Genomic DNA, 19,941 nt, shown 5'->3' with positions numbered 1-19,941 from the left:
GGCGATGCGGAGTCCAGGCCTAGGGGCAGAGCACCAGGCGTCCGCGTAGGGAGCCCTTGGCCAACCGTCGATGCGCCTCGGCGACGCTCTCCAGCGGCAGGACATCAGCGACCCGCAGGTGGAGGCGCTGCGCGGCAAGCGCCGTCAGCCGCGTCCCGTCGGCGCGGATCCAGACGTTCGCGACCCGGATCCCGCGCAGCGGCACGGGGGCACCGCCAAGGACCGCCACCAGGCATCCACCACCGCGGACGGCGTCGAGTGCGGTGACACCGAGGTGCGCGGCGTCGATCGCGGCGTCGACTCCGCCGGGCACGATCGCCCGGACGACCGACGCCAGGTCGGCGTCGCGCGGGACGACGTGCGCGGCGCCGAGGTCACGCAGCACCTCCTCGTCCGACACGTTGGCGACGGCGACGACCTGGACGCCGGCCCGGGCGGCCAACTCGACCGCGTACCCTCCCACGCCTCCGGCCGCACCGGTCACCAGCAGCGTCGATCCCGGCCGGAACGCGGCGAGGTCGAGTGCCTGAGCGGCGGTGAGGCTGTTGAGCGGCAGGGTCGCCGCCGCGACGAGGTCGGTACCGTCCGGCACGTGACCGACCGCGTCGGCGTCCAACACGACGTAGTCGGCCTGTGCCTTGACCGGCAGCGCCAGCCGGTCGGACAGGCCGACCACCCGGTCGCCGGGTGCGAAGCCCGTGATCTGGGCGCCGACCGCGTCGATCACGCCCGCGACGTCCCAGCCGATGCCCATCGCTCCGCGTGGCGGCGGCATCAGACCGGCGTCGGTGAGGGCGCCCGACCGGGTCGCGACGTCGACCGGGTTGACCGCGGCTGCGGCCACGGCGATGCGAACTTGCCCCGGCCCCGGCTCCGGATCCGGTACGTCGACGAGTTGCAGGACCTCAGGTCCGCCGAAGCGGTGCACCACGACTGCTCTCATAGGACGACCGTATGGAGAGCTACTCTCTAGCGGGAAGTACGCACTTCCGAGTAGGTACCGCACCACGGAGTAGGCCATGGCAACTCGAACCGAGGCCCAACGACGGACCGACGAGAAGGCGGCGTACGACGCCTATCTCGCCGAGTGCCCGGCCCGGCGGCTGCTCGACCGGCTCAGCGACAAGTGGGTGAGCCTGATCCTCACCGGGCTGGCCGACGGGCCGCGCCGGTACAGCGACCTCAACCGTCTGATCGCCGGGGTCAGCCAGAAGATGCTGACCCAGACACTGCGGACGATGGAGCGCGACGGGCTGCTGACCCGGACCGTGACGGCGTCGGTACCGGTGCGGGTCGACTACGAGCTGACACCGCTCGGCCGGAGCCTGCTGCCGCTCATGGCGGCGATCAAGGAGTGGGCCGAGACCCACATCGAGTCGGTCACCGAAGCCCAGCACGCGTACGACACCGGCGTGCCGCGCTAGCCCGTCGTCGGCCGGAGCCCGCCACCTGCGAGAATCAGGTGGTGGGGCGCAACCTCGTGATCGGCTCGCTCGACGCCGAGCACGTCGCGATCCTGGTGTCCGGCCGCGTGTGGCCAGATGTGTCGGACTACTGGGACGGGAACTGGCTCCACACCCGGATCCAGGTCCGGGTCGGACGCTTCACCGCGGACCTCGACGCGGACCTCCGCACCGACGACCTGCAGCGCTTCGCGGCGGAGCTGCGACGCCTCGACGAGACGCTCTCCGGCAGCGCGGTACTCGGGACGCTGGAGCACTGGATCGAGCTGACGGTCACCTGCGAGCCGAGCGGGCGGCTGACGGTCACCGGGGAGGTTCTCGACGACCCCGCTGGCGGCAACCAGCTGATCTTCGAGCTGCGCCAGTTCGACCAGACGTACCTGGCGGGGTGGCTGGGGCAGCTCGAAGAGTTCGATCGTGCGTTCCCGACGGTCGGCCGGTCCTGACCCCTGCGGTCTGCGGTTTCCCGCGAGGGCGCCCGGCGCCGCGCCCAGCTACCGACGCATCGCACGGCGCAAGCCGGCGTACTCCAGGTCGGCGAAGACGAGAACCGCCGCCGCCTGCGCCAGCGTGAGCGCCACCCCGAGACCGGTCAGGTCGTCGCTCACCGCGAGGATCACGCTCTCGGCCACCCAGCCGAGGTTGCCGATGATGATCACCCACACGGCGGCCGGAGGGATACGCGGCCGAGCAGCGAGCAGGACCAGCGCCGCGCCGAAAAGCACCAGGAAGATCCCGACGGACACGGTCAGCGCCGTCGACGCTCCCAATCGGTCCTCGGCCACCCCGGCGAGCGCCAGCAGGCCCACCCCGAGGGCGCCGGACGCCACCCCGTCGATGCGGAGAGCCAGGCGGAGCAGGCGGTCGGTCGCGATCGGAGTAGCAATGGTCATCATGGCCTCCCTGCGTCGGTGTCGTTCCACCCACGAGGGTGCCGCCGCGCGTGCGGCCCGTCGATTACCTGGGAGGGAATGGCGCTGCGGCCGCAGCGCCGACAACGATGGGCGCGGCTGCCGTCCCCTCCTCGGCAGCCGCGCCCGGGCTCCTTGAACCCTGTCGTACCGGACCGAACGGCGGTGTCGGCTCGACGACGGTCTATTGCACAGCGCGACGGTTTATTCGACGCTGAGTGGCGTGGGACGATCGGAACGCACAGTGGATCCCGCTGACGGGCCGATCCAGGCGTTCGCCGCCCGGCTCCGCAAGCTCCGCGAAGAGGCCGGCCGACCCACGTTCGCCGCGATGGCGCGCGCCACGGGCCGCTCCCGCACGGCGCTGTCCGAGGCCTCCGGCGGGGACCAGTTCCCGCGGTGGGAGACGGTCGAGGCCTACGTCCGCGCGTGCGGCGGCGACCCCACGTTCTGGCGGTTGCAGTGGGAGCGGACCCAGCACGAAGTCACCGAGGCGCGAGCGACCGGGACGACCCGGGGCGGCCCGGCGTCACCAGGGCCGTCCGGGTCGTCGGGGCCCGACGCGGCGCCGGTCCGCGCTTCGGCGGCCGTTCGGGCCCCGGCGGCCGAGCGGTCTGCGGACCCGGACGTCCAGCCGGCAGCGGGCCCGACGAAGGAACCGCCGTCCGACGGTCCCGGCGACGGTCCCGGCAGCGGTCCCGGCGGCGGCTCAGCCGGACGGCCGCGTCGCCGCCGCTGGCTTCTCGCGGGCGTCGTCGCCGTCGCGCTGGCGGTCGCTCTCACGCTGACACTGGCGCTGCGCTCGCCGGACCCGGGCGGCGTGCCGATCCTCGACGGCGAGCCCGGCAGCGTCACCGTGGTGAGTTTCGCGCGTCTGACGCCGGACGCGCTGCTCGCGGCCGGCCCCGGAAGCGTCCGGGTCTGGAACACCACTACCCGGCGGGCGACGCGCGTCCTGACGTCGGCCCAGGTACCGACGACGGCCGCCGCGCTCGACCCGCTCAATCCGGACGCCGTCGCGGTGGGCGGGGCGGACGGGCTGGTCCGGATCTACGACACCGCGACGGGTCGACCGACGTCCAGCGTCGGTTCGCGGCGCAACGGCCGCGTGACCGCGCTCGCCTTCGACCCGTACAGCCGGCACGTCCTGGCCGTGGCGGATTCGTCCGGGGCCGTGACGCTGTGGAACGTGGTGAGCCGCGCCCGCCTCGGCACGTTCCGCCCGCCGACGTCGCTGGTCACCTCGATGGCGTTCGACGGGCTGACCCGCAACACGCTCGCCACCAGCACCGGCGACGGCCGCGTCACGATCTGGGACAGCAGCAACGGAAAGCCGGTCCAGACCCTGCGCGGCCAGCTCGGCCGCGTCGTCTCCCTCGCGTTCGATCCGCTGACCCCGAAGACGCTGGTGACCGGCCACCCGGGCGGGACGCTGCGCGTGTGGGACTCCAGCAACGGCTCGCTGGTCCGCGAGTTCAGCGGGCCGGCCGACCTCACCGCGCTGGCGTTCAACCCGTTGCTGCGCAACAGCATCGCGTCCGGTGACAGCGCGGGCGACGTCACGATCCACGACGTCAGCACCGGCCGGGACGTACACGTCATCACCGGCAATTCACCGGTGACGTCGCTGGCGTACTCGCTCGACGGCCGGACGCTCGCGGTCGCGGCCCGGGACGGGGCCATTCGACTCTGGCCGGTCGTGGACTGGCAGTGAGGTGCTCAGCGGCGGCCGTGCAGCTCCGCCTGCACCACCCGGGCGAACTCCTGCTCGGCGTGCCGGCTCCGCTCGACGACGTCGTCCGGTAAGGCCCCCGGCCCTTGCCGCCCCCGGGCGACCGCCAACTGGTGGAGGCTCGCCGAGACGCGTTGCGCCGCGAGGACCACCGCCGACTCCCCTCCCTCGACGAGCAGGAGGCGTGCGGTGGCGCCCTGGGCGGCGTCCGAGTACTCGCGTGAGTTCTTGATGAACGCGACCTCGGCGCCGGCCGGGCGCCCGGGCGGAAGCTCCACCTCCGGGTCCTCGGTCAAGAGCATCGCCCGGTACCGGCGGAACGACGCCAGGAACTCGATGCAGGCGTCCAACCGTTCGCGACGCTCCTCCCGCTCCTGGGTGGCGCGCAGCAGGAACCGGTCGCGGCGCTCGGAGAGCCGGCCGCCGAGGAACACGCCTCCGAGAGCACCCACGACACCTGAGACACCAATGACCGCACTGAGAACATCCATGGGTGCCACTGTCCGGCCGACTGGCTCAGGATTCCAGAGGTGCCGCAGTGATCACTGACGCGACCCCTAGTGCTTTTGGGGGCGCAGATGCAGGTACGCACTCATGACGGGATGCCGGTGGACGTGGCGCACTGGCGTCGGCTCCGCGGGACGGACCCGCGGCGAGGCCGAAGGAGGCGCGCCATGGAACTGGACAACCGTGCGACGGAGATCGCCGGAGGGCTGGGAGGCCTGCTGGTCTCGGTGGTCGCGGGCGTGGACTACGCGATGGGCGGGAAGCTGGTGGAGCGTCACGAGACAGTCGTTGACGCGCTGCACGCCGTCGGCTTCGCGCTGATGTTCGCCGGAGCACTGGCCGTCGCCGACCGGTACCGGCCCCGGCTGAGCGCATCCGGACGCGTGGGGCTGTTCACCTTCGCGAGTCTGCTGGCCGGCTTCGCCGTGGTCTCAATTCCTGGGCTGGCCGAGAACGCGGCGGTCCTCGGAGCGGTCGGTAGCGTGTGCTTCCTGGGCATGTTCGTCACCGGCCTCGTAGGCGGTGTCGGGCTTTGGCGCCGCACCGACTGCAGCCGCCTGGGAGCTGCGCTGCTGGCTCTCGGTCTGCCGATGATCGTCGTCGTGGTGGCGTTGAGCGCGGTCGACTGGTTCCCGGTGCATGCGGCCATCGCCGAGATCCCGGTCTACCTCGGACTCGCGGTCCTGGCAGTGGACGGCCTGCGGCTGCAACGGCCGGTGGCTGCCTCCGCGGTGACCGGCTGACGGGGCGTACCCTGGGTACGAAGCGAAGCATAGGGCGGCGACGTGGACCGTTCCTTCTGGCGTCGAGTGAGCCTGCTGCTGTGCGCGGCGGCAGCGGCACTGATGGCGACGGCAATCGCGTTCACCCTGTTGCGATGGCGCCTGCCGGTGCCCGCCGGCGCGATGTCGCCCGACGTGGCGGTGATTCAGCTCCTCGGGTTGGCCGGCTTCCCGGTCCTCGCTCTGCTGTTGACCGCCCACCGAGCGGACCCGTTCTACGCCGCACTCTGGGGTGCGGCGGGATTGGGCTGGGGCGCGGTGGTCTTCGCCGGCTCCTATGTCACTTACGGACTGGCGCTGGGCGGTGCTTGGCCGGCCGCGCCCGTGGTGGGAACGCTGGGCGACCTCGGGTGGTGCATCGCGGTGGCGTCGATGCCGTTCGTGCTGCTGCTGTTCCCGGACGGCAGAGTGCCCTCTTCCCGGTGGAGGGCACTCACCCCCGTGGTGCTGAGCGCCGGCGCCGGAAGTTGCGTCGCCGTCGGGCTGATGCCGGGATCGTCGAGCGTCGCGCCGGTCGACCGGTGGACACTGCTGGGCGGCCGGCTGAGCGGAATCGGGGCACCGCTGCTCTCCGTCTCGGTGCTCGTGCTACTGCTGGCCGTCCTGGCCTCGATCGTCTCGCTCGTGGTGCGATACCGGGCAGGATCGGCGCTGGTGCGGCTGCAGATCCGGTGGGTGGCGTTCGCGGCGCTATTGGTGGGGATTCCGTTCGCGACCCTCGGCCTGGCGAACATCACGGCACCAGGCGTGTGGGGCGCGCTTCTGTTGACGGTTCCCATGCTCGCGATGTGTGCCGCGGTCGGGGTCGCCGTCCTGCGTCACCGGCTGTACGACATAGACGTCATCATTCACCGGACGTTGGTCTACGGCCTACTGACCGTCGCCGTCGTCATCGGATACATCGCCGTGGTCGGCTCGTTGTCCGCGATCTTGCAGGGGCGTGCCCGGTGGCCGGTGGCCCTGGTCGCAACCGGGATCGTCGCGGTCGCGTTCCATCCATTGCGGGAGCGGTTGCAGCGCGCAGTGAACAGACTCCTCTATGGCGACCGGGACGAACCGCACGAGGTGGTATCCCGGCTCGCGGACCGGCTCGCCACGACGCCCGAACCCGCCGCGGTACTGCCGACCGTCGTCGACACCGTGGCGCAGGCGCTCCGACTGCCGCACGTGTCGATTTGGCAGGTCGACGGCGACGTCCTGCGCCTGGCTGCCGGCCGCTTCGCTCCCTCCCCCGGGATCGAGGTCGCCGACGCGGTGGCCGAAGACCTGTTCCGTAGGGCGACCAGGCCGCTCGAGTTGCCGGAGTTACGCTCCGCGGGCACCTTCGGTACGGCCCTGGACACCGCCGGCGTGACCCTCGCCTTCCCACTCCGCCACGCCGGGGAACTCGTCGGCGTGTTGTGTGCCGCTCCCCGGCGGGCAGGGGAAAGCTGGTCGGATCCCGACCGCCGCGCGCTGGCCCAACTCGCCCGCCACACCGGCGCCGTCGTGCACGCCGACCGGCTCACCACCGCGTTGCGTCGCAGCCTGGAGGAGCTGCGACGTTCGCAGCAGCGGCTGGTCACGACGCAGGAGCAGGAACGGCGGCGCATTCAGGGCGACCTGCACGACGGGCTTGGCCCGACGCTGGCCGCGATCCGGCTCCACTTGGAGACCTGCCTGGACCCCGGCACCCCGGTGCCGGCCTGGTTACGGCACGAACTCGGCCGCATCGACGAACTCGTCGGTGAGGCGGGCTCCGACGTGCGGCGCTTGGTGTACGGCCTGCGCCCACCCACGCTTGACCAACTGGGCCTGGTGGCCGCCCTCAATCAACACGTGCTGCAGTTCGGACGCGACACCGGCGTGGCCGCGCGGTTCACCGGCGCCGCCGTCGGCTCTCCCTCGGCCGCCGTGCAGATCACGATCTTCCGGGTCGCCCAGGAAGCGTTGACCAACGTCGTCAAACACGCCCACGCCACCTCGGTCGACGTGGCGATGTGGAACGAGGACGCCCGACTGCACCTCAGGGTCGACGACGACGGAGCAGGCTTCAAGCAAGGCGCAGGCGACGGCACCGGGCTTCGCGGCATGCGCGACCGGGCCGCGTCGGTCGGCGGAGCGGTCACCCTCGACAGTCGACCGGGTGGTGGCACCCGACTCAGCTTGACCGTGCCGACGAATCCGGAGCCATGATGGACGATCGACCCGGTACCCCGATCCGGCTGGTCGTCATCGACGACCACCCGCTCTTCCGCGAAGGAGTGGCCAGCCTCGTCTCCCACACCGACGACATCGACCTCGTCGGCCAAGGAGCGACCGGCCATGACGCGATCCGGCTCGCACGCGAGCTCGGCCCTGACATCATCCTGATGGACCTGCATATGCCCGCGCTTGACGGCATCACCGCCACGCGCTCGCTCACTGCCGAGGATCCACCCGCTAAGGTCATCGTCCTGACGATGCTCGACGACGACGAATCCGTCCTTGCCGCGATCCGCGCGGGTGCCCGTGGCTACGTCGTCAAGGGCGCCGAGCGGGGCTCCCTGCTGCGAGCCGTCCGGGCAGTCGCACGCGGCGAGGCACTACTCGGCGAGGCCGTCGCCCAACGCGTACTCGACCACCTCGCCGCCGACACAGCTCCTCGCGAAGCATCGGACGCCCGCGACCCCGAGATCGCCCGTCTCACCCCACGCGAGCAGGAAGTGCTCGGCCTGATCGCCAGCGGATTGCGCAACCACGACATCGCCAGCCGACTCTTCATCAGCGAACGCACTGTCGGCAACCACATCACCAGCATCTTCCGCAAGCTCCAGATCGCCGACCGAGCTCAGGCCGTCATCCGGGGCCGCCGTGCCGCCCTGCACGGCAGAGCGCCGCTCACCGACTCGTGATTCGTTGTTGCGGTCGGTACTCGGCCAGAAACCACCCGCGCGACCAGTCGATTGTCCGCTACTGTCCGTAATTCATACGCCACACGGGGGTGGGGATGGACGAGCGCACAGCCGGTTTCGTCGACGCGTTCCGCGTGTTCCTCGAGGAGGTCGTCCACTCCGAACGGGGCACCCGGCCCGCGGACGGTCCGGCGCTGATGCCGACGCTGCAGGAGCACCTCGGCGTGGATCCCCGCACGCTCCCGGTCGTCACCGAGGACCTGCCGGGACACGTCTTCGTCAACGTGGACCTCGCGCTCGCCGCGATCCAGGAGCAGTCCGGCGACGGGACGCTGGTCGGCATCGGGGGCGGTGAGCAGCGGCGGCACAACGCGCTCAGTGAGATCCTGGAGTCGGCCGGGCGGTTCGGGCAGTTCCCGCTCGGCCCCGTGGACTACGTCAACCTGGCGACCGGGCCGGACGACACCCGCCAGGCGGTCTCGTTCGGTCTGCGGCTGTTCACGTTCGACGGCACGCCGGTCGCCGTGCTGCAGCGCGGCCCCGATCCGCGGTACGGCGATCCGACCGCGCGGATCGAGGTGCTGACCCCGGGCGACGACGTCGCGACGCGGCTCATCGTCGCGGTGCGCGAGGAGATGCGCCGCCGCTCGGTGTTCCGCGGGCAGGTGCTCTCGCTGGGTGGCTCGGAGTACGAGGCCGGCGTCGGCGGCGTGACGTTCCACCGCCGTCCCACGCTGACGCCGGACGAGATCGTGCTCCCGGCCGGGGTCCTGGAGCGGGTGCGGCGGCACATCGCCGGCGTCGCGCACCACCGTGACCGGCTGCGCGCCGCCGGGCAGCATCTCAAGCGCGGCCTGCTCCTGCACGGCCCGCCCGGCACCGGCAAGACGCACACCGTCCGGTTCCTCGTCGGCGCGCTGCCGGAGCTGACCGTCGTGCTGCTCGCGGGGCCGTCGATCGCGTACGTGTCCGAGGCCGCCCAGATGGCTCGGGCGCTGGAACCGGCGCTGGTGGTGCTGGAGGACTGCGACCTCGTCGCCGAGAGCCGCGACCACTTCGCCGGGGAGCAGCCGCTGCTGTTCGCGGTGCTGGAGGCGCTGGACGGCCTGAGTGACGACGCCGACGTCGCGTTCCTGCTGACGACGAACCGGGTCGCGGTGCTCGAGCCGGCGCTCGCCCAGCGTCCGGGACGGATCGACCTGGCGATCGAGGTGCCGCTGCCGGACGAGTCGGCGCGCAGGCAGCTGATCGCCCTCTACGCGCGCAGCGTCCCGTTCAGCGCGGACGCGTTGGACGACGCCGCCGCGCGGGCCGAGGGCACCACGGCCTCGTTCGCGAAGGAGCTGGTCCGCCGGGCGGTGCTGATCGCCGCGGAGGACGACCGGGACGCCACCGACGACGACCTGGCCCAGGCTCTGGACGAGATGCTGTCCGAGTCCCAGGCGATCACCCGGTCGCTGCTCGGCGCGGGTGGCCCGGGGGCTTGGGACGAGGCCGACGAGCTGGAATTCGACGCCGTCGACGGGTACGAGGAACCGGACGGCTTCCCCGGGCCCAGGCCGTTCCGCCCCCGATAGGCTCGTCCCATGGCCGCCGATCCGACACCCACCGAGGTGCTCGTCCTGCGGCGTGCCCTGGAAGGGTCGGTGCTGCCCCGCCACCAGACCGGCGGCTCACCTCAGCGTCTGTTGACCAGCCTGCTCGGCGAGCACTGGCTCGACGCGGACGCCGCCCTCCCGCTCGGCGTCCTCATTGATCTGATGGCCGAGTTCGGGATCAGCGAGACCAGCGCCCGCGCCACCGCGAACCGGCTGGTCAAGCGCGGTGTTCTGGACGCCTCCCGGGTTGGCAGGCACGCGTACTATCGCCTGTCGGCCACCGGACGGCAGGACATCCGGCACAAGACCGGCACCGTGCTCGGCTTCGGTCCGGCCACCCGCGCCTGGGACGGCCGGTGGACGCTCGCCGCGTTCAGCGTTCCGGAGGACCAGCGGCGGCTCCGGCACCAGCTGCGCAGCTACCTGCGCTGGCTGGGGTTCGCACCGCTGTTCGACGGCCTCTGGATCTCCCCGCACGCCGGTCTGGACGCACTGCGCGAGGTGTTCCAAGCCGTCGGCGTCGACAACCTGAGCGCGTTCCGGGTGGTGGAGACCGCGGTCGGCTGCTCCCCGCTCACCGCCTGGGACCTCACCGGCATTCAATCCGCCTACCAGGGCTTCCTCGCCGACCACGCCGCGCTGCTCGAGCGGGTCCGCTCCGGCTCGGTGACCCCGGCGTCGGCACTGACCGCCCGGACGCGGCTGCTGGAGGCCTGGCGGGTGTTCCCGGGCCTGGACCCGGACCTGCCGGCCGAGCTGCTCCCGGCCGACTGGCCCCGGCCCGCGGCCCATGCGCTCTTCACCGAGCTCTACGACGGGCTCGGGGAGCTGGCGGCGCTCCGGTTCCGACAGATCGTCGCCCAGCACGACACCGACCTCGCCCCGCTGGTCGCCCACCACACCGTCGCCGCCTGGGCTGCCTGAGCCGATTTTCGGGAAAGCCGCCTCTCACGGCGGCCCATCGACAGACGGTTGTGGCGACGGGGTGGCCGCTTGCTCGGCAGAGGTAGTCGCCGGTCGCGCCGCTGATGGTTGGCGCCCATTCGGTGTGAGCGGCGGAGTGGTTGTCGCGCTGTCCGGGCGACTCGGGGGCGGTTGTCGCGGTTTCTGGGCGGTGTACACGATGGTTGTCGCGGATCCCGGACCATGGCACGCGATCCACGACAACCATTTCGGCGGGCACCCTGAAACGGCGACAACCAGGCCCACCGACCGCGTGTCAGCCGGGACTCGCGCCCCTACGTCAGCACGGCGGGCCCCGCCCGCTCAGCCGAGCTGGATCGCGGCCGAGCCGCCGACGAGCAGCACCAGCCCGGCGATCCGACCGGCGTCGAGCGGCCGCCGCGGTAGGCGGAACAGCCCGCGCTGGTCGATCACCGCCGAGGCCAGCTGCTGTCCGGTCACGGTCAGCGCGACCGTCGTCGCCGCGCCGATCTCCGGGATGAGCAGGAACGTCGCGGTGACGTACGCCGCGGCGCAGACGCCACCCAGCCACCCCCACCAGGGCATCGCGGGCAGTCGGGTCGCGGTCGGCACCGGGGTCCGGCGCAGCACGAGCAACAGCGCCAGCACCACCCCGATCGTGGCCGTGGCCACCGCGAAGCTGATCGCCGCGACCGCGAGCGGCTCGTCCAGGTCGGCCCGCAGCCGGGCGTTGACCGCACCCTGCACCGGCAGGACCGCGCCCGCGACCAAGCCGAGCAGGATCCACCCGCCCCGGGACACCGAGGGGCCGCCGGCGGCGACGCGGCGCTGTGCCCGGACGACGAACACGATGCCCGCGACGACCAGCAGAGCACCGACGACGATGCCCGCGCTCACCGATCGCTGCGGAACGCCGAGCGCTCCCGCCAGGTCCAAGCCGAGCGACGCGAACATCTGCCCGGCGACGAAGAGGCCGACCGAGACCAGGGCTCCCAGCCGTGGGAAGAGCAGGATGCCGCTGGTGATGTAGAGCGGGCTGGCCAGGCCGCCGAGCAGGTGCCAGCCGGGCACGGAGTCCAAGTCGCCGAGGGCACCGGCGGCGCCCAGCGCGAGCGCCGCGGCCGCCAGGAGCACGAGCGCGAGTCCGAGTTGCACGGTCGACGCTCCGTAGGGCGTCCCGACCGCGGTCGTCAGCTGCAGGTTCGCCGACGTCTGCACCGCCAGCAGGCAGCCGACGACGAGCGCGAGGAGGAGAAGCGAGTAGTCCATGACCCGTTGAAGTGGACATGGCGTCCACTTATTTCCCTGTCCTACACTCGGCGTCGACCGCACCGTTCCGCACGGAGGGACCACTCCGATTCCCCGAGCCGACGCACCACGGGCTCGACCTGACGCCCCACGGACTGGGCCCGACGCACCACGGGAGCGGGCCGACGCCGCGCGCAACCGGGAGCGGGTTCTGCGCGCCGCCGAGCGACTGTTCGCCGAGCGCGACCCCGCGAGCGTCACGATGGAGGACGTCGCCCGCGCGGCCGGCGTGGGCCGGGCCACCCTCTACCGGCGCTACCCGGATCCGGGCTCGATCGCGGTGGCGCTGCTGGACGAGCACGAGCGCGCGCTGCAGGAACGCCTGCTCGGCGGGCCGCCGCCGCTCGGGCCTGGCGCCCCGCCGGCTCAGCGGCTGGCGGCGTTCTACGAGGCGATGGTCGCCCTGCTGGAGCAGCACCTTCCGCTGGCGCTCGGCGCGGAGACCGGGAGCGCCCGGTTCGCCACCGGCGCGTACGGCTTCTGGCGGACGCACGTCCGCGCGCTGCTCGTCGACGCCGGGGTGCCGTTCGAGGACGCGGAAGTCGACGCGCTCCTCGCACCGCTCGCGCCCGAGCTCTACCGCTACCAGCGGTTCGAGCGGAAGCAGTCGACCGCGCAGATCACCGCGGCCCTGCAGCGACTCGCCGAGCGAATGCTGAGTGGCGCCGGGGAGTGACCCGGTCGTGCACTACGCGAGTTCGGCGCGGAGGAGCCGGGCGGCGCCGGCCATCGCCCGCATCTTCCCGGCGGCCGCCGCGCGCGTCAGGTACTTCATCCCGCAGTCGCTGGCGAGCACGATCCGCTCCGGCGGAACCCGGTCGAATGCCCGCCGGGTTCGCGCGGCCACCGTCTCCGCGCTCTCCACCGCAGGAGTCGACAGGTCGATCACGCCGAGCACGATCGTCTTGTCCGCGAGGTCGGACAGCACGCCGAGGTCGAGGTTCGACTGCGCGGTCTCGATCGAGATCTGGTCGGCCGTACAGGCGGCCAACTCGGGCAGGAACGAGTAGCCGGCGGGACGCTCGTGCACCAGGGCGGCGTACCCGAAGCACAGGTGCACCGCCGTGGTGCCGGTGACGCCGTCGAGCGCGGCGTTCAGCGCGGCGACCCCGTACGCCCGAGCGGCGTCCGGACGGGCCTGCAGCCACGGCTCGTCGATCTGGACGACGTCCGCCCCGGCCGCGTGCAGGTCCCGGATCTCGGCGTTGACCGCGGCGGCATACCCCATCGCCGCGGCCTCGGCGTCCGGGTAGTGGTCGTTCTGGGCCTGCTGGGACATCGTGAACGGTCCGGGCACGGTCATCTTGATCGCCCGGTCGGTATGTGCGCGCAGGAACCGCACGTCGTCGACTTGGATCGGGCGCGACCGGCGGATCGCACCGACGATCCGCGGCACCGGGTACAGCTCGCCGTTGCGGTTGATCGTCGTGCCCGGGTTGTCCACGTCGACGCCGTCCAGCGCGGTCGCGAAGTGGTTCGAGTAGCTCTCCCGGCGCATCTCCCCATCGGTGAGGACGTCGAGCCCAGCCTCCTCCTGCGCACGGATCGCCAGCAGCGTCGCGTCGTCCTGCGCCTCGTCGAGGTGGTCCGGATCGACCCGCCAGAGCTCCTTCGCCCGCACCCGCGGGGGCATCCGGCCGGCGAGCTTCGACCGGTCGATCAGCCACTCCGGCTGCGGGAGGCTGCCGACCACCGACGTCGCGAGGAGCATGCGCCGAACCTATACCGCCCTCCGGCGCCCTTTCGACTCGACGGAACTACGGAATTACGTAACAATGGAGAGGTGACCGAGAACGACTCTCTCGCGGAACGCGTGGCCGAGCTCGAACGTCGGCTCGACGCGCTGACAATGCCGCCAGTGCGTACCCCGTCGCCGGACCCGTCGGCCGGGGTACCGGCCGACCTGTTCTGGGCGCTCGAGGGCCTCAAACAACGGGTGGACGCCGACGAGCCGGGCGCCGTGCTCTACACCGGCACCGTCGGGCTGCCCACCGGTGAGCGCTACGACTGGCAGTACGGGACGCCGGTCGAGGCGCTGCTCGAGGCGGACTGGTCGGCGTGGGCGGATCGCCTCGCCGCGCTCGGTCACCCGGTACGCCTCCGCCTGCTCCACCGGATCCTCAGCGGCGTCCGCACCACCGCGGAGCTCGCCGCCGACGAGGAGCTCGGCACGACCGGGCAGCTCTACCACCACCTCCGCCACCTGGTCAGCGCCGGCTGGCTGCAGTCGGCGGCCCGCGGCCGGTACACGGTCCCGGGCGAGCGGGTGGTGCCGCTACTCGTGATCCTCTCGGGAGTACGGACATGACCTCCACCACCATCGCAAGCACGCCGGAGACCCGACCCGCCCGCGGACGCCGGGCCGCGGTCATCGCGCTCGCCGCCGGGCTGGTCGTCGCGGCGCTGGCCCTGCTCGTCGCGCCCTCGCCGCACCGGCTGAGCGACGTCCGCTCCGGCGACCCCGACTCCGACGAACGGGCCCTCGCCGACCGCGTCGCGCCGATCGTCGGCGACGAGCGCACCGGCTACCGGGGCCTCTCGGTGGCTCTGGTCGACCCCTCGGGGACGACGACCGCGACCGTCGGCGATCCGGCCGGCGGGCCGCTCTTCGAGATCGGTTCGGTGACCAAGGTGCTGACCGGCATGCTCCTGGCCGACCTGGTCGAGGACGGCACGGTCCGCCCGGACGAACCGCTGCGTGCGCTGTTGCCCGACGTCCGGTTCACCGACGAGCGGGTCGGCGACATCACGCTGGCCGAGCTGGCCAGCCACCGCTCCGGACTGCCCCGGCTCGCGACCACCTCCTCGACCGCGCTCCGATCGGCCTGGGCGAACCTGCGCGGGGCGAACCCGTACGGCGAGGACGTCGACGACCTGCGGCGGCAGGCCGCGGACGCTCGCGTCGGCAGCGGCCGCGGCGAGGTGCACTACTCCAACTTCGGCATGGCTCTGCTCGGGCAGGCGCTGGCCGCCCGGACGGGTACGCCCTACCCGGAGCTGGTCAGCGAGCGGATCCTGCGGCCGCTCGGCATGTCGGACACGCTGCTGACCGTCGACGACCCGCCGCCGCCCGGCCTGGCCGCGGGGTCGACCGCGTCCGGCCGTCCGGTCGCGGCCTGGTCCGGCGTCGGGTACGCGCCGGCCGGGGTCGGGCCCCGCTCCACCGCCGCCGACCTGGCGAAGCTCGTCGCCGCGGTGCGAGACGGCCGCGCACCCGGCGCGACGGCCGCGATCCCGAGGTTCGACGCCGGCGACGACAGCCGGATCGGGTACGCCTGGTTCACCGACCAGCACGACGACCAGCAGATCACCTGGCACAACGGCGCCACCGGCGGGTTCAGCTCCTACGTCGGGTTCGACCGGGCGTCCGGCCGCGCGGTGGTCGTCCTCGGGAACACCGACCGGGGCGTCGAGTGGATCGGGATCCGGCTGCTCGGGGCGTCCGCGGAGCCGTCGGCGACCACGGCCTCGCCGTGGCTGGTGTGGATGACGCTCGGGCTGCTGTTGTACGTAGTCGTCGCGCTGCCGCTGCTCGCGTTCGCGCGGGCCGGGCACTCCGCCTGGTGGAACTCGGCGCCGGACCGCGCCCGCCTGATCGCGACGACACTCGCGTCGGTCGCCCTGCTGCTGGTCGCCCACCGGCTCGGAACCTGGCTCTCGGTGCCGCCGCTGCTGTGGGCGCTGACAGCTGGGGTCGCCGCCGCGGGCGCCGCGCTGGTCGTGCTGCGCTGGCGGGACCTGCCCCTGCTGGCCGGCGGCCCGCGCTCGCTGCGCTGGACGGCGTTCGCGGGCTCGATCGCGAGCAGCGTGCTGGTGATCGGCGTGACGCTGACGGTGTGGTGAGCCGGCCGCCTACGCCTGCGCGGAGACCGCCTGCAGTGGACGGGCCGTACCGGCGCGGCGGAACTCGCTCGGGCTGACGCCGCGGATCCGCTTGAACGCGGCGCTGAACGCGAACGCGTCGGTGTAGCCCACGGCGCGGGCGACCTCGGCGATGGTCGCCGACTCGCGCTCGACCAGCAGGTCCGCGGCGAGCGTCATGCGCCAGTGGGCGAGGTAGGTCAGCGGCGGTTCGCCGACCAGGTCGGCGAAGCGCTTCGCGAGCGTGGAGCGCGACACCCCGGTCCGGTCGGCCAGCGAGGAGACGGTCCAGGGTGCTTCCGGTTCGGCGTGCAGCAGACGCAGCGCGTCGCCGACCACCGGATCCCGCTGAGCGGCGTACCACGCAGGCGGCTCGCCGCCGGGCCGCTCGAAGTACTCGCGCAGGGCGCAGACCAGCATCCAGTCCAGCAGCCGGTCCAGAACCACCTGCTGGCCCGGGGTGTCGGCGGCGGCCTCGGCGGCGAGGTGGTCCAGCGCGGCGTGGGTTCCGCCGCCGGAGCCCACGCGCAGCACGACGGGCAGCGCGTCCAGCAGCCGGCGGCTGATCTCCCCGCGCACCGGATAGGCGCCGACGATCAGCGTCGTCGCGTCGTCACCGGCACCGCCGCAGGTGTCGCTCCAGCCGCGCCGGTACCGGGTGCCGCCCTGTTCGGGCGTGGCGCAGTGCTCGCCGCACGCGATCGGCTCGGCCCGGGTGCCGATCTCGTCGACGAAGGTGAACGGGGCCGGGCCCCGCACGATCAGCGTCTCGCCGGCGCGGAGCTGTTCCGGCGGGCGGCCCTCCGGCACGATCCAGCCGCCCCCGCCGAGGACCGTGCACAACGTCAGCGGTGCGCCGTCCACGAAGTGCAGCGCCCAGGGCGGGCTCAGCGTCGTGCTGCCGAACAGCGAGCCTTGGGCCCGCATCCCCCGCAGGAGGTCACCGAAAGCATCCACGCCCACGACGTTAGACGATCACACAGGCAATCCGGCTTCTCACCCATGTCGTCGTCCGATTCGACGGCGTTGAATCGCAACCATGAGCAACAACACCACGCTGGTACTCGGCGCCACCGGCAAGAGCGGCCGACGAGTCGCTGCCCGGCTGCGGCTGCGCGGCACACCGGTACGTACCGCCTCCCGATCCAGCTCCACCCGCTTCGACTGGTCCGAGCCCGACGGCTGGGATGCGGCTCTGCAGGGCGTCACCGCCGCCTACGTGATCGCTCCGACCGTGCCCGGACCGGTGCACGACTTCGTGGCGCGGGCCGAGGCCGCCGGGGTGCAGCGCCTCGTCCTGCTCTCCGGGCGCGGCGCCGACGACTGGGGCGACTCCACGTTCGGGCTGGACATGCGCTCGGCCGAGGACGCCGTGCGCGGCTCGGCGCTGGAGTGGACCGTGCTGCGGGCGTCGAACTTCAACCAGAACTTCGACGAGGACCTCTTCCACGCCCCGCTCGTCGCCGGCGAGCTCGCGCTCCCGGCCGGTGCGGTGCCCGAGCCGTTCGTCGACCTGGAGGACATCGCCGACGCGGCGGCCGCGGTGCTGGCCGAGCCCGGCCGGCACGCCGGGCGGATCTACGAGCTGACCGGACCGCGCGCGCTGACCTTCGCCGAGGCGGCCGAGCTGATCTCCCGGGCGGACGGGCGGCCGATCACGTACAAGCAGATCTCCTCGGGCGAGTACGTCGCCGCGCTGGTTGAGGAGGGCTGGCCCGAGGACGCCGCGCACCACGTCGCCGAGATGTTCGTGCTGATGGAGCGGGGGGTGTTCGCCGCGACGACCGACGATCTCGCCACCGTGCTGGGGCGCGCCCCCCGGACGTTCGAGGACTACGTTCTGCGTACCGCGGCGGCAGGAGCGTGGCGGGCATGACGCCTCACCGTCTTCCGAAAGGGCACCGATGAGCACCGCCACTACCAGCCTGCTGACCGCCGAGGACCGCGAGTTCCTCGGACGCCCCCTGCACGGGTTCCTCTCCGTGGCCGGCGGAGCGCAGCCACCGCAGCCCCGACCGGTGTGGTTCGAGGCCGCCGCGGACGGGACGATCCAGTTCTTCACCGAGCCGGACTCGCTGAAGGTACGGCGCCTGCGCAGCGATCCGCGGGCCTCGATCGTCGTCGCGGCTCCGGTGGGTGAGCCCGAGCGCTGGGTGTCGGTCGTCGGCCGCACGACGCTGGAGGCCGACGGAGCGCACGACCTGTGTTCCCGCCTCGCCGCGCGCTACTGGGACCTCGACGCCCGGGCCGACGACCTCGCGGCGATGCTCGGCGCCGACCTGCTCCGCGTCGTCCTCCACCCGGAGATCGTGCGCCGCTATCCGCAGTGACCGACGCAGTGACCGACGCAGGGACCGACGCGGTGATCGACGCAGGGATCGACGCGCCCGCGCGGGCGGATTCCCCGGATCTGCAACACGGGCTTGCATGGTCATGCACCCGACCGCATATACTTGCTTCGTGTCCAAGGTGCTGACCTCTCTCCCTGTTGGCGAACGTGTCGGGATCGCCTTCTCCGGCGGTCTCGATACGTCCGTAGCCGTCGCGTGGATGCGCGAGAAGGGAGCCGTGCCGTGCACCTACACGGCTGATATCGGGCAGTACGACGAGCCCGACATCGCCTCGGTACCCGGCCGCGCGGCGACCTACGGGGCGGAGATCGCCCGCCTGGTCGACTGCCGTGACGCGCTGGTCGAGGAGGGGCTCGCGGCGCTGGCGTGCGGCGCGTTCCACATCCGGTCCGGCGGCCGGGCGTACTTCAACACGACGCCGCTGGGCCGGGCGGTCACCGGCACGCTGCTGGTGCGCGCGATGCTCGAGGACGGCGTCCAGATCTGGGGCGACGGCTCGACGTTCAAGGGCAACGACATCGAGCGGTTCTACCGCTACGGCCTGCTGGCCAATCCCTCGCTGCGGATCTACAAGCCGTGGCTGGACGCCGACTTCGTCAACGAGCTGGGCGGCCGCACCGAGATGTCGGAGTGGCTGCTCGCCCGTGACCTGCCGTACCGGTCGAGCGTCGAGAAGGCGTACTCCACCGACGCGAACATCTGGGGCGCGACCCACGAGGCCAAGTCGCTGGAGCAGCTCGACACCGGGATCGAGATCGTCGAGCCGATCATGGGCGTGCGGTTCTGGGACCCCGAGGTGGAGATCGCCGCCGAGGACGTCACGATCGGCTTCGCCCAGGGCCGGCCGGTGACGATCAACGGCAAGGAGTTCGCCTCCGCCGTCGACCTGGTGCTGGAGGCCAACGCGATCGGCGGTCGCCACGGCCTGGGGATGTCCGACCAGATCGAGAACCGCATCATCGAGGCCAAGAGCCGGGGCATCTACGAGGCACCGGGCATGGCGCTGCTGCACGCGGCGTACGAGCGGCTGGTCAACGCGATCCACAACGAGGACACGCTCGCCAGCTACCAGGTCGAGGGCCGCCGGCTGGGTCGTCTGATGTACGAGGGCCGGTGGCTCGACCCGCAGGCGCTGATGCTGCGTGAGTCGCTCCAGCGGTGGGTCGGCTCCGCGGTCACCGGTGAGGTGACGCTGCGGCTGCGCCGGGGTGAGGACTACTCGATCCTCGACACGGCCGGTCCGGCGTTCAGCTACCACCCGGACAAGCTCTCGATGGAGCGCACCGAGGGCGCCGCGTTCGGCCCGGTCGACCGGATCGGTCAGCTCACCATGCGCAACCTCGACATCGCCGACTCGCGGGCCCGCCTCGAGCAGTACGTCGGGCTCGGCATCGTCGGCGCGGTGGCGTCACAGCCGTCCCAGCCGGCGCTCACCGGAGCCGCCCAGGCCGCGTCCACCGGGCTGATCGGCGCGATGTCGGAGGGCGGCGCGCAGGCGATCGCCGCCGGCGGCAAGCGGACCTCCCGGCACGACGTCCCGGGAGACGACGTGCTGCTCGATCACGCGGCCCTGGATTCCGGCACGGACTGAGTGAGCCAGGAACTCCACGGCGGCCGAGCCGGCGTCTTCC

The 19,941-nt window shown here is 72.4% G+C and carries 20 protein-coding genes; 14 read left to right on the top strand and 6 right to left on the bottom strand.

Annotated features, from left to right (window positions below; translation table 11 throughout):
* Positions 1-19: 19 nt before the first annotated feature.
* Complete coding sequence (locus ABEB28_RS23180; protein WP_345730280.1) at positions 20-943, bottom strand: NADP-dependent oxidoreductase; 924 nt, start codon at positions 941-943, stop codon at positions 20-22.
* Between the two features lie 76 nt (positions 944-1,019).
* Here ABEB28_RS23180 and ABEB28_RS23175 point away from each other — a divergent pair, with 76 nt between their 5' ends.
* Positions 1,020-1,424, top strand: coding sequence for a winged helix-turn-helix transcriptional regulator (locus ABEB28_RS23175; RefSeq protein WP_345730279.1), 405 nt, complete (start codon positions 1,020-1,022; stop codon positions 1,422-1,424).
* 41 nt (positions 1,425-1,465) lie between these two features.
* Positions 1,466-1,909: a WapI family immunity protein gene (locus tag ABEB28_RS23170; protein WP_345730278.1), complete on the top strand. Its 444-nt coding sequence runs from the start codon at positions 1,466-1,468 to the stop codon at positions 1,907-1,909.
* Positions 1,910-1,957: 48 nt separating this feature from the next.
* Here the strand turns inward: ABEB28_RS23170 and ABEB28_RS23165 are convergent, their stop codons facing one another.
* Positions 1,958-2,356 (bottom strand): hypothetical protein, encoded by a 399-nt coding sequence (locus ABEB28_RS23165; RefSeq protein WP_345730277.1) that lies wholly within the window; start codon positions 2,354-2,356, stop codon positions 1,958-1,960.
* A 262-nt stretch (positions 2,357-2,618) separates the two neighbouring features.
* Between ABEB28_RS23165 and ABEB28_RS23160 the strand changes: the two genes are divergently transcribed.
* Positions 2,619-4,088: a helix-turn-helix domain-containing protein gene (locus ABEB28_RS23160; protein ID WP_345730276.1), complete on the top strand. Its 1,470-nt coding sequence runs from the start codon at positions 2,619-2,621 to the stop codon at positions 4,086-4,088.
* Between the two features lie 5 nt (positions 4,089-4,093).
* Here the strand turns inward: ABEB28_RS23160 and ABEB28_RS23155 are convergent, their stop codons facing one another.
* Entirely contained in the window at positions 4,094-4,558 is a 465-nt protein-coding gene (locus tag ABEB28_RS23155; RefSeq protein ID WP_345730275.1) for a hypothetical protein, read from the bottom strand.
* Between the two features lie 222 nt (positions 4,559-4,780).
* Between ABEB28_RS23155 and ABEB28_RS23150 the strand changes: the two genes are divergently transcribed.
* From ABEB28_RS23150 to ABEB28_RS23130, 5 genes are all read left to right on the top strand, one after another.
* Positions 4,781-5,356: a hypothetical protein gene (locus ABEB28_RS23150; protein ID WP_345730274.1), complete on the top strand. Its 576-nt coding sequence runs from the start codon at positions 4,781-4,783 to the stop codon at positions 5,354-5,356.
* A gap of 42 nt (positions 5,357-5,398) precedes the next feature.
* Positions 5,399-7,570, top strand: a complete 2,172-nt coding sequence (locus ABEB28_RS23145) for a GAF domain-containing sensor histidine kinase (protein ID WP_345730273.1) — start codon at positions 5,399-5,401, stop codon at positions 7,568-7,570.
* Complete coding sequence (locus ABEB28_RS23140) at positions 7,570-8,268, top strand: response regulator (protein ID WP_345730272.1); 699 nt, start codon at positions 7,570-7,572, stop codon at positions 8,266-8,268. The genes ABEB28_RS23145 and ABEB28_RS23140 overlap by 1 nt, the downstream gene beginning before the upstream one ends.
* A gap of 95 nt (positions 8,269-8,363) precedes the next feature.
* The gene (locus tag ABEB28_RS23135) at positions 8,364-9,845 is read left to right on the top strand and encodes an AAA family ATPase (protein ID WP_345730271.1); all 1,482 of its coding nucleotides are present in this window, start codon (positions 8,364-8,366) and stop codon (positions 9,843-9,845) included.
* Positions 9,846-9,854: 9 nt separating this feature from the next.
* Positions 9,855-10,790 (top strand): PaaX family transcriptional regulator, encoded by a 936-nt coding sequence (locus ABEB28_RS23130; RefSeq protein ID WP_345730270.1) that lies wholly within the window; start codon positions 9,855-9,857, stop codon positions 10,788-10,790.
* A 342-nt stretch (positions 10,791-11,132) separates the two neighbouring features.
* On the opposite strand, the gene ABEB28_RS23125 is transcribed toward ABEB28_RS23130, so the two are convergent.
* On the bottom strand, positions 11,133-12,059 hold the full coding sequence (locus ABEB28_RS23125; RefSeq protein ID WP_345730269.1) for a DMT family transporter: 927 nt from the start codon (positions 12,057-12,059) through the stop codon (positions 11,133-11,135).
* Positions 12,060-12,147: 88 nt separating this feature from the next.
* Between ABEB28_RS23125 and ABEB28_RS23120 the strand changes: the two genes are divergently transcribed.
* Positions 12,148-12,774, top strand: a complete 627-nt coding sequence (locus ABEB28_RS23120) for a TetR/AcrR family transcriptional regulator (protein ID WP_376980523.1) — start codon at positions 12,148-12,150, stop codon at positions 12,772-12,774.
* Positions 12,775-12,786: 12 nt separating this feature from the next.
* Here ABEB28_RS23120 and ABEB28_RS23115 read toward each other — a convergent pair whose 3' ends face one another.
* A complete protein-coding gene (locus ABEB28_RS23115) occupies positions 12,787-13,809 on the bottom strand; it encodes a uroporphyrinogen decarboxylase family protein (RefSeq protein ID WP_345730268.1) in 1,023 nt (340 codons plus the stop codon).
* Between the two features lie 138 nt (positions 13,810-13,947).
* On the opposite strand from ABEB28_RS23115, the gene ABEB28_RS23110 reads away from it, so the two are divergent.
* Together ABEB28_RS23110 and ABEB28_RS23105 are read left to right on the top strand one after the other, a co-directional pair.
* A complete protein-coding gene (locus ABEB28_RS23110; RefSeq protein WP_345730285.1) occupies positions 13,948-14,406 on the top strand; it encodes an ArsR/SmtB family transcription factor in 459 nt (152 codons plus the stop codon).
* Positions 14,403-15,941: a serine hydrolase domain-containing protein gene (locus tag ABEB28_RS23105; RefSeq protein ID WP_345730267.1), complete on the top strand. Its 1,539-nt coding sequence runs from the start codon at positions 14,403-14,405 to the stop codon at positions 15,939-15,941. The genes ABEB28_RS23110 and ABEB28_RS23105 overlap by 4 nt, the downstream gene beginning before the upstream one ends.
* A 9-nt stretch (positions 15,942-15,950) precedes the next feature.
* Here the strand turns inward: ABEB28_RS23105 and ABEB28_RS23100 are convergent, their stop codons facing one another.
* Entirely contained in the window at positions 15,951-16,916 is a 966-nt protein-coding gene (locus ABEB28_RS23100; protein WP_345730266.1) for an AraC family transcriptional regulator, read from the bottom strand.
* An 82-nt stretch (positions 16,917-16,998) separates the two neighbouring features.
* On the opposite strand from ABEB28_RS23100, the gene ABEB28_RS23095 reads away from it, so the two are divergent.
* From ABEB28_RS23095 to argG, 3 genes are all read left to right on the top strand, one after another.
* Positions 16,999-17,835, top strand: coding sequence for an NmrA family NAD(P)-binding protein (locus ABEB28_RS23095; protein ID WP_345730265.1), 837 nt, complete (start codon positions 16,999-17,001; stop codon positions 17,833-17,835).
* A gap of 28 nt (positions 17,836-17,863) precedes the next feature.
* Positions 17,864-18,289 carry a pyridoxamine 5'-phosphate oxidase family protein gene (locus ABEB28_RS23090; protein ID WP_345730264.1) on the top strand — a complete coding sequence of 142 codons (426 nt, stop codon included), beginning with the start codon at positions 17,864-17,866 and terminating at the stop codon, positions 18,287-18,289.
* Positions 18,290-18,419: 130 nt separating this feature from the next.
* A complete protein-coding gene (gene argG / locus ABEB28_RS23085; protein WP_345730263.1) occupies positions 18,420-19,901 on the top strand; it encodes an argininosuccinate synthase in 1,482 nt (493 codons plus the stop codon).
* The last annotated feature ends 40 nt before the right edge of the window (positions 19,902-19,941 follow it).

Origin of the sequence: Cryptosporangium minutisporangium, assembly GCF_039536245.1 — a bacterium.
In the GTDB taxonomy this organism is placed as follows: domain Bacteria; phylum Actinomycetota; class Actinomycetes; order Mycobacteriales; family Cryptosporangiaceae; genus Cryptosporangium; species Cryptosporangium minutisporangium.
The sequence above is the reverse complement of the archived record's forward strand: the minus strand, read 5'-3'. Positions and strand labels throughout refer to the sequence as shown.